Raw genomic sequence first — 12,978 nt, 5'->3', positions numbered from 1 at the left:
TGAACAGCGGAAGCAGACTCAGGAGGGCAAGCTGTGAGTTTTCTACATCTGAAAGACATTACAAAGTTTTATCATAGAAATGCGGAAACGCCTGCTGTACATAACGTTTCCCTTAATATTGAAAAAGGTGAAATAATTTCTCTTCTGGGGCCGAGCGGATGTGGAAAAACAACAACGCTTCGAATGATTGCCGGATTTGAACAGCCTTCTGAAGGTACCATTGAATTAGACGATAGAACGATTTCGGCTAAAGGAAAGACCATCGCTCCGGAAAAAAGAAATATTGGCATGGTGTTTCAGGACTATGCGCTGTTTCCTCACCTGACGATAAAAAAGAACGTCATGTTCGGATTGAATCAATGGAAAACACGCGAAAAAAGAAAACGTGCCGATGAGGTACTGGAGCTGGTCGGACTGGCTTCATATGGAAACCGGTACCCAAATGAGCTCTCCGGCGGGCAGCAGCAGCGGGTGGCATTAGCCCGGGCGCTTGCACCAAAGCCTAATTTGATTTTAATGGATGAACCATTTAGTAATCTCGATGCCGGCCTGCGCGAAAAAATGAGATATGATGTGACACGTATTCTGCGGGAAACCGGGACAACGGCAATCATTGTGACTCATGATCAGAAAGATGCCTTCGCCGTATCGGATCGAATTGTCGTTATGAACCAGGGGGAAGTCCAGCAGATTGCCTCTCCTAAAGAAATGTACCGCTGTCCGCGGAACTGCTTTGTGGCTCAATTTGTCGGCAAGACGAATTTAATGGCTGGAACGATGTGCCAGGATTTGAAGCATGTCGATACCCATATCGGAAAAGTATGCCTCCCTTCTCATTCGGAGGAAATGATAGAAAACGTAAAAATATCAATTCGTCCGGAAGGCTGCAGGCTTTCGGAAGAAGGCCGGTATAACGGGGTAGTAGAAACCGTAACCTACGGCGGTGAGTTTCAGGAACTTACTGTGCGTCTCAAAGGATCCACCGAGGAAGCAATGAGCATTTATGCGCCGGTGGAAACGGACATTGAGCCCGGCTCTATCGTTTCATTTGATATTACTCCGGAATTAGTAGCCCTGGTTGAATAATAGAAAAAAAGTACAAGCCTTCGTGCCCTGGTACGAGGCTTTTTTTGCAGGATTATCCAGAAATATGTTCACTTTTCGACATTTTTCAACAAACGATTGCCTTCTTTATTGTTATCGATTACACTAGTGATTGGGAATGATAATCACTTTCAATTAAATAGGGGGTATAAAAATGAATTTGTTTAAAAAATCATTAGTTTTAACTTCTGCAGCGTCACTGGCACTTGTTATGGCAGCATGCGGGCAGGAGGAGGAAACAGAAGAAGAATCAGGCAGCGGGGAAGGGTCTGTGGAAGAAGCAGATGGAGAATTGACTGTTTACACATCGAGGAACGAAGAGTTTGTCGGGCCTCTGCTTGAGAAATTCACAGAAGATACAGGGGTTGAAGTGAATATGCTCGCTCTTGATGATAATGCAGTGAACCGTATTAAAGGAGAAGAGAACAACGTTCAGTCGGATATTTTTATTTCTAATGACGTCGGCGCGTTGGAACACCTTAGGCTGGAAGGCTTTCTTCAGGAAGCAGAACCGGAAAACATAGAAAGTATTGATGAAATATACCGGGCAGAAGACGGCTCGTGGTTTGCACTTTCCGCAAGAACCCGTGTGCTTATGTACAATAAAGATATGATTACAGAAGAAGAAATGCCTAAGCGGATCGAAGATCTGACGGACGAGGAATACGAAGGAGAGTTTGCGATTACCCGTGGAGGCAACGGGGGCATGATCGGCCATGTTTCCGCTCTCCGCCAGGAGTGGGGAGACGAAGCGACATCAGAATGGATTAATGGCGTGCAGGATAATGCAGCGGCCGTTCTTGATGGACACGGAGATATCCGCCGCGGCGTAGGCGCAGGAGAATTTTCTTTTGGTCTCGTTAACAACTACTACTACCATCAACAGCTGCAGGAACCGACCGATAACAATGTCGGAGTAATTTATCCAGACCAGGAGGAAGATGAAATGGGTGCGGTAGTTAACGCAGCCGGTGTCGGTCTGATTGAAGGGGCCCCTAATGAAGAGAATGCCCGCATATTTTTAGACTGGGTGCTGGAAGAAGAGAACCAGCAGGCGTTCTCCTATGATTCTTTAGAGGTTCCTATTAACCCGGATATTGAGCCAATTGAAGATGCAGCGAGTATTGATGACTACAAGACACATGATCTACCATTGCGCGATCTTGGTGAAGTGTGGGAAGATACTCGTGAGCTGATAGAAGATTCCGGACTCGATCTGGAAATTCGTTAAACGCGTCAAGCTGTATAGGAGCTGTCTTTATGAACAACAAAAAAGAAATGAAAAAGGAACATTCTGCCAAGGCTGAGAAGAATCATTTCTCAGCCTTTAAGTATAGAAAACAGCAGGGGGATCGCATGGGCTGGTGGATGACTGTATGGAACGGCAATCCGCCGGGCTTTTTCCTGTTTGGCATCTGTGCGCTGATTGCGCTGCTGATGGCAGTGCCGGTTGTATATGTAGTGCTGCAGTCCGCCGGGGCAGGTGCGGACAGCTGGGCCAGGCTGCTTGATACCAGGATACCTGAATTATTATGGAATACATTGTCCTTAACAGCGATGGTAACAGTGTTTGCTGTGCTGCTCGGCGTTTCCCTGGCCTGGATTGTAAACCGCACGGATCTGCCGGGGAAAAGGCACTGGCAGTGGATGCTTGCCCTGCCGCTTGTTATTCCTCCTTATGTAGGGGCGATGGCTTATATTATTGTATTTGGCCCGACCGGATGGGCGGCCGGCATCTGGCGCGATATGGAATTTCTGGCAGCAGACTATCCGTTGAATATGTATTCTTTTTGGGGCGTATTTTTTGTACTCACTATGTTTACATACCCGTATGTCTTTTTAATTGCGAGCGCATCTTTACGTAAAATGAACCGGAGTTACGAAGAGGTGGCGCGTTCTCAGGGGATGTCCACGGGCCAGGTTTTCTGGAAAGTAAACATGCCTTTCCTGCGGCCGGCCATAGGTGCCGGCGCTATTCTGATTGCCTTGTATGTGCTGTCTGACTTCGGGGCGATAGCGATGCTACGCTACACGACATTTACGGCGGCTATCTATTATCAGATGGGAAGTTTCGATAATATTTCCGCTACTGTACTGAGTGTCGTGCTGATTGCTCTTACGCTGGTGATTTTGTGGACGGAGTCTAAAACAAAAAGAAAACAGAAATACTACCAGACATCCAACAGCTATGCGGAGCCGGAAACGCTGCCGCTCGGGAAGTGGAAGCTGCTTTCCGTGCTGTATGTGTCGATCGTATTTTTTATCTCCGTGCTTCTGCCGGTAACTGTTCTTTTATACTGGTCGTATATAGGGGTGGGAGAAGGAGCTTTGGACAGCGATTTCTGGGAGTTTGCCTGGAACAGCTTCCGGGTGTCCGGGCTGGCAGCCCTGTTCTGCATGATCATGGCTGTCCCGCTCGTTTATTTAACGTCCCGCTACCCGAGTGTGTTCTCAACGACTATAGATAAACTGAGCTATTCGGGCTACGCGCTGCCCGGTGTTATTGTAGCACTTGGGCTGATTTTCTTATTTAATCAGTACATTCCATGGCTGTACAATACGATGTTTCTGGTCGCGGTCGCTTTTGTCGTGCGCTTTCTGCCACAGGCGATGCAGTCCAGTGCGGCGTCACTCAGCCTGATCTCCCCAAGAATTGACGAAGCGGCAAGAAGCCTCGGCCAGCCGCCGTGGAAGGTGATGATAAAGGTTATTCTACCGGCTATGCTGCCCGGCGTGCTCGCAGGCGGGGCACTCGTATTTGTAAGCTCCATCAAGGAGCTTCCGGCCACCCTTCTTCTCCGGCCTCCGGGTTTTGACACGCTGGCTGTAAGAATCTGGGTGGAAACAAGTGAAGCCATTTATCATCAGGCGGCTCCGGCGGCGCTGTTGATTATTCTTATCTCCATCGTTCCTCTGCGTTATTTATTAAAACGATACTAAAAAAAGCAGCCAATTTGGCTGCTTTTTCAGATTGTCGAGAAATCACTCCATCAAGTATATCTATACAGGATCTGAATTCTTTAGAACGTCTGTCAACAATGAAGCAAAAAACAGGGGGAGACTCCTGCAGAACAGCCATCGGCGAAGATAAAGAGGACGATTTTTTTCTCTTTAGCTGAGACATGGCCTGCGGAAAGCGACCCCGTACAGTTTTTTGTATAAAAATACGTGTTTTCTGCCTTTTTCAACAGCCTGAAAAAAAGCAGCCAATTTGGCTGCTTTTTGTTGTTTTTACCAGATCTTTTTCAAATATGAGTTCTCATAAAAGGAAAGAGACGGGTACTTATCTTTTGTCATGTTCATTTGAAATTCATTATCAAACAGGGCGACGATCCGGCCGTCCCGGTCTGTTACGAGCTGTTTCTGCTTCTGCTTGAACAGCTCCATATCTTTTTCCGGGCCGTCGATCCAGCGGGCAATCGAATACGGAAGGCGCTCCATTTTAATATCGGCATGGTACTCATTTTTCAGCCGGTATTCAAGTACTTCGAACTGAAGCACACCGATGACGCCGACAATCTGCAGTTCCGGAAAGCGCTTGTACGTATGGAACAGCTGAATGGCGCCTTCTTCGGAAAGCTGCTGGAGGCCTTTTTCGTATGATTTATGCTTCATGGCGTCTTTCACAGTAATAGCCGTGAAATGCTCCGGGGAAAAGTGCGGCATTTCATCAAAAGAAAACGAGGTTCTCTCAGCCAGCGTATCACCAATCCGGAACGTGCCGGGGTCAAACAGGCCGATAATATCACCGGCATAGGCTTCTTTGACAATATTGCGGTCCTGCGCGAGAAACTGCGTGGGCTGGGCCAGGCGCATGGATTTTTCAAGCCGTACGTGTCGTACGCTCATTCCCTGAGTATACTTGCCCGACGTAATCCGCAGAAAAGCAATTCGATCGCGGTGCTTTGGGTTCATGTTCGCCTGAATCTTAAAAACAAATCCGGAAAATTCCGCATCCATCGGTGATATCGGGCCGATGTCGCTGTCACGCGGCACAGGAGCCGGAGCAAGCTTTAGGAAATGCTCCAAATAGTTCTGTACGCCAAAGTTGGAAATCGCACTGCCAAAAAACACCGGCGTCAATTCTCCAGAAAGAATACGCTTCTCATCATAAGGATCCCCTGCTACATCCAGCAGTTCCATTTCTTCCTTGAACTGCTCCAGCAGAGAGGGGTCGATAAAGTCGATAAGAACCGGGTCACTCGGGCCCGATACATTTTTAACCTGAATGTTGGATGGGTTATCAGGATCAAACAGCTCGATCTTTTTATTAATCCGGTCATAGATCCCCTGAAAATCCCTTCCCATTCCAATCGGCCAGTTCATTGGATAAGAGCGGATGCCGAGAAGGTTCTCCATTTCTTCCATCAATTCAAATGGATCACGTCCCTGGCGGTCAAGCTTGTTAATAAACGTGAAAATAGGGATGCTGCGGAGCCGGCAGACTTTAAACAGCTTTTTCGTCTGGGCTTCCACCCCTTTGGCGGCATCGATCAACATGGTTGCAGAGTCGGCTGCGGTAAGGGTCCGGTAGGTATCTTCACTGAAATCTTCGTGTCCGGGCGTATCAAGAATATTTATATGATAATCACGGTACCTGAATTCCATTACTGAGCTTGTGACGGAAATTCCTCTTTGTTTTTCAATTTCCATCCAGTCACTTGTTGCGTGTTTCGTGTTCTTTTTCCCTTTAACCGATCCTGCCTCGCGGATCGCTCCTCCAAAATAAAGAAGCTTTTCGGTGAGGGTGGTTTTTCCCGCATCCGGGTGGGAAATAATAGCAAATGTTTTACGTGAAGCTATTTCGTCCTTCCAAGTACTCATGAATGCAATCCTTTCTTCTATCAAGATCTAACGAGCTGACTTAACTGTCCTTTCTCATCATATAGGATGAAATCAGCATACACAATAAAAATGAAGATACAATTTTAGGAAGATATCATGTATAATGGCAGGAAGGCGTTCTCATGTACAAAGAATGACCGGTTGTTTCATAACGATTTGAATGAGGAACATCAAAAATAAACTATTAGATCCTTAAATAGATAAAAAAATGTAACGTTTTTCCTGTTTCCTCGTCAAAGCATTGTGGGATACTATTTATAGGAGGTGGATCGTTTGAAAAAAGTTATTGGATCTTTAGCAGTACTTATGATTTTCCCGGTTGCCGTTTTTGCTCAATCTTCACAGACATATTCCGTCCAGCAGGGGGATACGCTGTTTGGTATAGCGGAAGAGCACGGTGTTTCGGTGGAAGAAGTCCTTTCAGAGAATCCAGGCATTGCAAATGAAAATGTCATTTCTGTAAATCAGAGCATTGCTATCCCTGACACAGACGAAGCAGCAGCTGAGGAAGCGACAGGTCAGTCCTCGGAAGCGGCACCAGCAGCAGAGGCTGCAGAAGCAGAGCCTGCATCTGACAGCGAAGTATCGGATTCAGAGGCTGCATTTGAGCAGGAAGTCATAAGACTGACAAATGTGGAAAGAGAACAGGCAGGCCTTCAGCCGCTTCAGAGCTATGGAGATTTAGCTGATGTTGCAAATACGAAGTCTGAGGATCTCCGCGACGCCGGTTACTTTGCTCACGAAAGCCCGAATTATGGAAGCCCGTTTGATATGATGAACACCTTTGGTATTTCCTACAGCGCGGCAGGTGAAAATATTGCTGCCGGCCAGGACAGTCCCGAAGCGGTTGTGAACGCGTGGATGAATTCAGAAGGACACCGTGAGAACATCATGAATGAAAACTTCACGCATATTGGTATTGGTTATGCAGAAGGCGGCGAGTACGGCACGTACTGGACGCAGATGTTTGTCACCAGATAAATAAACAGACGAGAATCCTCCCGGGAACGGGAGGATTTTTTTGCATGCAGATATTTCGTATGATTTGCAACAAGAACTGCTTCATGAGACTATATGAATGGCAAAAAAACAAAGCGGGGTTGAGACAAATGACAACAATACAGTTAATGAAAGAACGCCAGTCCATTCGTGCATTCGATACAAAAGCCGATATGCCGGAACAGGATCTTCAGGATATCATTGAGGCAGCGGTGCAGGCTCCATCCTCCTGGAACCTGCAGCACTGGAAATTTCTTGCCGTTACATCCGATGAAAAGAAGCAGGAGCTGCTTCCGATTGCGTATAACCAGAAGCAGGTGGCAGAAAGCTCAGCGACTATTGCTGTTCTTGGAGATAAAGAAGCCAATATTCATGCGGACGCGGTTTACGCAGAAGCAGTAGAAGCGGGCAAAATGACAGAAGATATTAAAACACAGCTCGTGGCAAATATTCATGGAGCATACGAAAGAGAAGGCTTTGCGAAAGATGAAGCGTTGATCAACGCCTCCCTTGCTTCGATGCAGCTGATGCTGGCAGCAAAAGAAAAAGGATATGACACTGTTCCGATGGGCGGATTTGATAAAGCGGCTTTTGTAGAAGCATTCAATGTACCTGACCGCTATATACCGGTTATGCTCATTTCTGTCGGCAAAAAAACAGGAGAAGCGCGGAAATCCAAACGCTTCCCGGTAGAAGATGTGCTGATTAAAGACTCTTTTTAAATAATGAAATTCCCGCTTTCTTATTAAAGAAGGCGGGAATTTTTTAGTGTCAGGTCAGTTCATCAACGGCAGGACATACAGCAGGATTGCGAGAAAGTGGAGAAACGATGCAACAAGAACAAACACGTGCCAGATGCCATGGTGATATGGAATGCGGCGCCACACATAAAAAACAGATCCGGCCGTATAAAGAATACCGCCTGCGATTAACAGTGCAAGGCCGCCGGTTGGAAGGTTCTCGGAGAGCGGAACCCAGGCAAAAACAATAATCCAGCCCATACCAATGTAAAAGACAGTAGATAAGAACAAAAAGCGCTTCACAAAAAATATCTTAAAGACAACGCCCAGCGCAGCAATGCCCCAGACGATACCAAACAATGTCCAGCTTAAGGCTCCATCCAATGCGTGAAAAAGAAGAGGTGTATATGTACCTGCGATAAACAAATAAATGGCCGCGTGGTCGAATATTTCAAATAAGTCTTTTGCCTTTCCTTCTTTTACAAAATGAACAAGGGTGGAAGACATATACAAAAACAGCATCGTTGAACCGTAGATGCTGACGCTTACCACATGAGCCGGGGTTCCGGCATGAATAAGCAGAATAACAAGCGCCGCAATGCTGAACAGTACACCGATAGCATGAATAGAAGCATTAACGATTTCTTCTTTACGAGTAAATGTGTGAACATTGGCCATAGCGGGTAAAAACCCTTTCCTGCATGAATTTTCTTAAGTTTATCACACCACCGGCTGCACTGAAAAAAAGAACATCCCCGGCTCTTTTTTAGATCCGGGGATGTTGTACTTATTTAGTTGGCTTCAATAGGGCTGCCTGTTTCTACGTGGCCGAAAATACTTTCATTTACTTCCCCGTCAATAAGGATCTGGGTACTGCTGTAGCCAAACTGGCTCATGATAGAAGCAATCTGGTCCATAATGGCTGCATCTCCGCTTGAGCCGACATTGGATTCAACAAAAGCAGAAGAAAAGGATACAGTTGCCTGGGAGCCGGAGCCCTCTACCGATTGAACCGTTGTCTCAGGATTTACAGGGGAGAACATCTCTTCTGATTCCGGACCGGAAATCCATGCCTGGAGTGCAGCAGCGGGAAGATTTTCTTTAGAGTCAGCTGTAACACTGCGTTCTTCCGTTAATGTTTCCATGAGCTGAACATCAGAGAAGAACAGCGTAACGGTTTCCGTTATTTCGTCGGTTTCTTCCATTGTGTTTTCCTCCTCCGCAGAAGTGCTGGTTTCTTCTTCTGTATTATTCTCAGAAGCCTGACCGGACTCTTCATTTTCAGAAGCGGGAGCTTCTGTTTCTTCTTCAGTTACTTCCGATGATTCATCAGCAGAAGACTCGTTTCCGCCGCTTTCCGCCGATTCGGATTCGGCCGGCTCAGCAGACCCGCCGTTATCAGATTCAGCTCCTTCTGACGCAGCAGATTCTTCTTCGGTTGTTTCCGCTTCCTCCACCGATTCATTCTCTTCAGCAGACTCGGTTTCTTCTGACGCCGTTTCCTCCTGTGTTTCTTCCGTAGAATTGGCTTCATCTGCCGGAGCCTGCTCGGATTCGGAGCCGCTGCTCGTTCCGCAAGCCGAAAGTATCAGCACGAACAGGGTAGATGGAACTAGTAAGTATGTCATTTTCTTCATTATTACATTCCTTCCTTCAACATAAGTATTTTGTATCAATACATAAGACGGTGTTATAGGAAAAGAGTTACGTTAAATAGAAAAATAAAAAAATTTCAAAAAAAGTGTTGACGATTAAATTTATACTGTTATATAATACATTTAACAAAAAAAACTGTATTAAAACAGAGGAGGAAATGAAATGAAAAGAAGAGAGCGTCAAAACATGATCCAGTTTATTTCTAAAATCCGGGGCACAGAGGAAACGCAGTTTTTTCAAATGACGGACGAAGACGTTGAACACATCTACGACCAGACTTATTTCCAGCATGAAACAACGGAATAACGAAAAAGCTTATCTCTTCTTATAAGAGGTAAGCTTTTTTGCTGCGGGAAATGGGAAGAAAAAGGGGGTTCACTTTCAGGGAAATAAAAGTGGTATAATACAGTCATATAAGGCAGGTGTACAGGATGAAAAAATGGTCCAACCGAAAAATTTTATTTGTTATTCTAGCGCTTATTTTTTTGTATGCCGCTATTTATTGGAGTTACGTCTTCATCACTACCAGCTGATACAGGAAAATAAATAACAGATAAACTCTAATGGCAGATGCTGATAGAGTTTTTATCATAAATCCGGCCGGGAAGCAGCTGTTACATAAAAATACATAGAATGAAGCAGTACATCTGTAGCCAGATGGGCGTTCCCGTGTCAGAATATAACAATGTAATCAAACTGTAATATAAATTAGGCGCTTTTTATGAAAAATGATGTAACACAATGAAACAACTAACGACTTAAGTATGGGAGTGTAAATCATGCAAGATGAATTTGAGCGGTTGTATGAAAGTTATCACCACTCTCTTTATCAATATCTTTTTTATCTGGTTCGAGACCGCGATGCAGCAGAAGAGCTGGTCCAGGAAGTATACATTAAAGTATTCCATTCCTTTGACTCCTTTGAAGGCAAAAGCAGCGAAAAAACATGGCTGTATTCTATTGCACGCCATGTCGGAATCGACTGGATTCGAAAGCAGAACCGCAAAAAGAGAAAATGGCTAGGCATGCTCGGCCCGCTTTCAAAAGAAGATATAAGAGACCCCGCTCCGCTGCCGGATGAAATTCTTACGGCAAAAGACGAGGTCCGGGAAATATATCAGTACATGGAGAACTGCACGTCCGATCAGCGACAGGTGCTTATGCTCCGGTATGTAGATTCTCTATCTATAAAAGAAACGGCAGATGTTTTGGGATGGTCGGAAAGCAAAGTAAAGACCACTCAGCACCGGGCAATCAAAAAGCTGCAGGATCTCATGGGCGGAAACGAAGAAGAGACTCAAAGGAGGGTAGAACCTTGAAGCAGCGGCAACACGATCAAAAATCAATTGAAGAAAAGCTTCGGCAGATGCCGGAAATCCGTGACACCCGAAGCAGACAGGAAATTTATTACAATGTCATGGCAAAGACAAAAGCAAAGAGCCCCCGGAATAATCGAAAAAAGTGGGTAGTGCCGGGAATTACAACGGTGTTTGCCATTTTGCTTTTAGCCCTTATTATTCCCAATATGATCCCGCAGTCCCAGCCGATGTCTTCAGATACAGAGCAAAGTGAAGAACGCACAGCGTCTGAAACAGAAGAAGCACAGGATGAAGCTCCTGCGGAAGATGGGGAAAGTGAACCGCCATCTCCGGATGAATCGGCTTCAGACTCAGCTGCCACTGAAGAAAGTGAACAGGATGCTGCCGATGAGGCAGCGGAGGAAGAAGCACCGGAAGAAGAAATGACGGAAGAAGAAACACTTGAGGCGCTGGAAGCTCAGGAAACCGATGAACCGGCCCGTCTGGAAACATCAGAAGCGGCGGAAAGCCGCGATGAAAGTCCGGCAGTAGAAGAAGAGTGGATCGCAAATGACTATCTGCGTGCACTGCCTTCCAGTGAAGTAGAAGAGGGAACCGTTCCAGTAACGATTCCGCTCCAGGACGCGCAGTATGATATTACGGTTCCGGTCACCTTTTTAATTGAAGGGTCCCTGGACTCAGCTCCCGCTTTTTTTGAAGCGTTAAACCGCAATTATGCGGGTGAGGAGATCGGTCTTTCCGGTTCTGTTGTTCAAAATATTAGATGGAGCAGCGCAGAGGACGGATCGAGTGCCTGGCAGGCCGATTTTGGAGAATCCCAGCAGAGCTTAAGCAGTGCTCAGGGAGAAAGCTTTTTAAACAGCCTGGAAGAAAGCCTCCGCTACACGGATGTATCGGAAATTCAGTTTTCCGAAAATGAAGAACCGGGCGTCGAGTTCGGAAATTACGGACTGCTCGAGAATTATTTATTGCAGGGAGAGAACCGTGGATACTTCGCCTACTCCTCCGACCAGGATGTGACTCTTCTGGTCAGTGCTAAAGGGGCAGGTCAGCCGACAGCGAATGAGCAGGGGGAGTTATTCTCCTTTGAAGAAACGCTGCAGCAGATGGAAACCGACCCTGAAAACGAAGCGTTGGAATCACCAATGCCGGAAGGGCTTGATGTAGCCGCAGTCGAAGGGGAGGGCACCAATGCCACTGTGACGTTTACAGAATCCTCGGAGCTGCCGGAGAGCTGGAACAGCAACATTTTTACAGATGCTGTCCTGTTTGCCGCCTCGGACTTCGGGTATGAAACCGTCACATTCGAAAAAGAAAATTCCGAAAGCAATGCCGATTGGCTGCCGGAAGAATCTCTTGAGGTGCCGGAAGCACCAAACTTTGTCACATTTGAATAAAAAAAGTCTTTCTATCCTTAAAGGATAGAAAGACTTTTTCGTTTAAAAGAGAAATTCTGCTGCTCTGGCCAGCAGTCCGATAACAATTAATGCAACAAACGCATAGCCAATCAAACGGGGCAGCCGCTGACCGATAGGGGGGCGGAATTTGCGGCGTCGTCCTTTCCAGCGGTTTGGATTGAACACCGGTTCTTCGGCCGGGGCTTTGGAATGCTGTACGCTGAAAAACGGCGTCGCGTTCCGCAAAAAGAAAGGCGCCAGCAGAAAGCCGGAAAAAAGCCCAAAAATGTGTGCGTATACGTTAATATTAGGAGACAGAAACGTCATAACGACACTGAACAACGTAAGAATAAGAATAAGCTGGGCGCTGGCCGCGTCGATCAGGTCTTTGCGTTTCCAGATTAAATACATGTAAATGCCGAATACACCAAAAACGGCGCCGGATGCTCCGAGGTGGGAATAATACACTCCCCCCAAATAGAAAGTCGCTACATTGGCGAGCAGGCCCATGAGCACGTAGACAAGAATAAATCTTGCTTTGCCAAGCATCTGCTCGAGCGGCGGAGCAAAAAGCACAAGGGCAAAGGAATTCAGGATGACGTGGGTCAGCCCCTGATGAAGAAATACAGGAGTAAACAGCCTCCACCATTCGCCCGCAGCGATGGCCGCATTAAAGCCGACGCCAAGCTGAAAGATCAGGTCTCCGAATGGAATCAACCCGTTCGTCAGGGTAGTCAGGTTCATCCACGCAAATAAAATGATATGTATAATGACGAGAGAAAAAACGACAGGATAATTTTTTCTGAACGAATAAAATGATTCATTTCGAATAAACATAGAGCGCCCCTTTTAATATAATAATTTGATCTGCCGCGTGTCTGGCGAGCGGTATTTCTTTTTTGATTTTAGCACAAGTTA

General features: G+C 46.2%; 12 protein-coding genes. 8 read left to right on the top strand and 4 right to left on the bottom strand.

Annotation, left to right across the window (positions count from 1 at the left end; translation table 11 throughout):
• The first annotated feature begins 33 nt into the window (after positions 1–33).
• The 3 genes from AC5W2J_RS11965 (at position 34) to AC5W2J_RS11955 (ending at position 4,044) form a co-directional block, all read left to right on the top strand.
• Positions 34–1,086, top strand: a complete 1,053-nt coding sequence (locus AC5W2J_RS11965) for an ABC transporter ATP-binding protein (RefSeq protein ID WP_496059690.1) — start codon at positions 34–36, stop codon at positions 1,084–1,086.
• Between the two features lie 172 nt (positions 1,087–1,258).
• On the top strand, positions 1,259–2,335 hold the full coding sequence (locus tag AC5W2J_RS11960; RefSeq protein ID WP_496059689.1) for an extracellular solute-binding protein: 1,077 nt from the start codon (positions 1,259–1,261) through the stop codon (positions 2,333–2,335).
• Positions 2,336–2,364: 29 nt separating this feature from the next.
• Positions 2,365–4,044, top strand: coding sequence for an ABC transporter permease (locus AC5W2J_RS11955; RefSeq protein WP_496059688.1), 1,680 nt, complete (start codon positions 2,365–2,367; stop codon positions 4,042–4,044).
• A 291-nt stretch (positions 4,045–4,335) separates the two neighbouring features.
• Here AC5W2J_RS11955 and AC5W2J_RS11950 read toward each other — a convergent pair whose 3' ends face one another.
• The gene (locus tag AC5W2J_RS11950; RefSeq protein ID WP_496059687.1) at positions 4,336–5,928 is read right to left on the bottom strand and encodes a peptide chain release factor 3; all 1,593 of its coding nucleotides are present in this window, start codon (positions 5,926–5,928) and stop codon (positions 4,336–4,338) included.
• Positions 5,929–6,213: 285 nt separating this feature from the next.
• Here AC5W2J_RS11950 and AC5W2J_RS11945 point away from each other — a divergent pair, with 285 nt between their 5' ends.
• Both AC5W2J_RS11945 and AC5W2J_RS11940 read left to right on the top strand, forming a co-directional pair.
• The gene (locus AC5W2J_RS11945; RefSeq protein ID WP_496059686.1) at positions 6,214–6,930 is read left to right on the top strand and encodes a CAP domain-containing protein; all 717 of its coding nucleotides are present in this window, start codon (positions 6,214–6,216) and stop codon (positions 6,928–6,930) included.
• A gap of 128 nt (positions 6,931–7,058) precedes the next feature.
• On the top strand, positions 7,059–7,670 hold the full coding sequence (locus tag AC5W2J_RS11940; RefSeq protein ID WP_496059685.1) for a nitroreductase family protein: 612 nt from the start codon (positions 7,059–7,061) through the stop codon (positions 7,668–7,670).
• A gap of 54 nt (positions 7,671–7,724) precedes the next feature.
• Here the strand turns inward: AC5W2J_RS11940 and trhA are convergent, their stop codons facing one another.
• Together trhA and AC5W2J_RS11930 are read right to left on the bottom strand one after the other, a co-directional pair.
• On the bottom strand, positions 7,725–8,366 hold the full coding sequence (gene trhA, locus AC5W2J_RS11935; RefSeq protein ID WP_496059684.1) for a PAQR family membrane homeostasis protein TrhA: 642 nt from the start codon (positions 8,364–8,366) through the stop codon (positions 7,725–7,727).
• A gap of 113 nt (positions 8,367–8,479) precedes the next feature.
• A complete protein-coding gene (locus tag AC5W2J_RS11930) occupies positions 8,480–9,325 on the bottom strand; it encodes a GerMN domain-containing protein (RefSeq protein WP_496059683.1) in 846 nt (281 codons plus the stop codon).
• A 181-nt stretch (positions 9,326–9,506) separates the two neighbouring features.
• Here AC5W2J_RS11930 and AC5W2J_RS11925 point away from each other — a divergent pair, with 181 nt between their 5' ends.
• From AC5W2J_RS11925 to AC5W2J_RS11915, 3 genes are all read left to right on the top strand, one after another.
• Positions 9,507–9,650, top strand: coding sequence for a BH0509 family protein (locus AC5W2J_RS11925; RefSeq protein WP_252311167.1), 144 nt, complete (start codon positions 9,507–9,509; stop codon positions 9,648–9,650).
• Between the two features lie 473 nt (positions 9,651–10,123).
• On the top strand, positions 10,124–10,663 hold the full coding sequence (locus tag AC5W2J_RS11920; protein WP_496059682.1) for an RNA polymerase sigma factor SigX: 540 nt from the start codon (positions 10,124–10,126) through the stop codon (positions 10,661–10,663).
• The gene (locus AC5W2J_RS11915) at positions 10,660–12,060 is read left to right on the top strand and encodes an RsiX family anti-sigma factor (RefSeq protein ID WP_496059681.1); all 1,401 of its coding nucleotides are present in this window, start codon (positions 10,660–10,662) and stop codon (positions 12,058–12,060) included. The genes AC5W2J_RS11920 and AC5W2J_RS11915 overlap by 4 nt, the downstream gene beginning before the upstream one ends.
• Before the next feature lie 42 nt (positions 12,061–12,102).
• Here the strand turns inward: AC5W2J_RS11915 and AC5W2J_RS11910 are convergent, their stop codons facing one another.
• Positions 12,103–12,897 (bottom strand): rhomboid family intramembrane serine protease, encoded by a 795-nt coding sequence (locus tag AC5W2J_RS11910; protein ID WP_496059680.1) that lies wholly within the window; start codon positions 12,895–12,897, stop codon positions 12,103–12,105.
• Positions 12,898–12,978: the final 81 nt, after the last annotated feature.

It is taken from the genome of Sinobaca sp. SA16-1, from assembly GCF_059510515.1.
Note: the sequence above shows the minus strand (reverse complement) of the source record. Positions and strands in the feature narration are given on the sequence as shown.